Source organism: Treponema sp. R6D11 (genome assembly GCF_054786075.1).
The window spans coordinates 1-311 of the sequence record NZ_BDHD01001398.1 but is presented as its reverse complement, the minus strand read 5'-3'; the positions used below and the strand labels follow the sequence as shown (position 1 = coordinate 311).

Below are 311 nucleotides of genomic sequence, written 5' to 3'. Positions count from 1 at the left end.
ATATATGATATTGTGAATTGGACGAAAAAATAGTATAATTAATATATAAGGGTAGGAGGAAATTATGAACTTTAGAGAAACTTTGAAAACTATGACGCCGGCGGAGCGAGATGTAATTGTGAAGAAGGTCGATTTGCATGAGGAAATTTCTGGGCTTCAGTCTCAGTACTATAACCATGCTAAAAAAATCGGTGTAGAGAAGAAAGATGACCATGAGGTTATGAGATCTTATAATGAAATTTTAGATATGCGATTATCGATTGATAAAGCACAAACTATGGATGAACTAAATGATATACAGAAAACAATAA

Annotated in this window: 1 protein-coding gene; it reads left to right on the top strand. The window is 32.5% G+C overall.

Going from position 1 to position 311, the window contains the following annotated elements; genetic code table 11:
• Positions 1-64 precede the first annotated feature (64 nt).
• Positions 65-311 (top strand): hypothetical protein (locus ACYVTD_RS18915; RefSeq protein ID WP_461249120.1); only part of this gene is annotated, 247 nt, incomplete at its 3' end.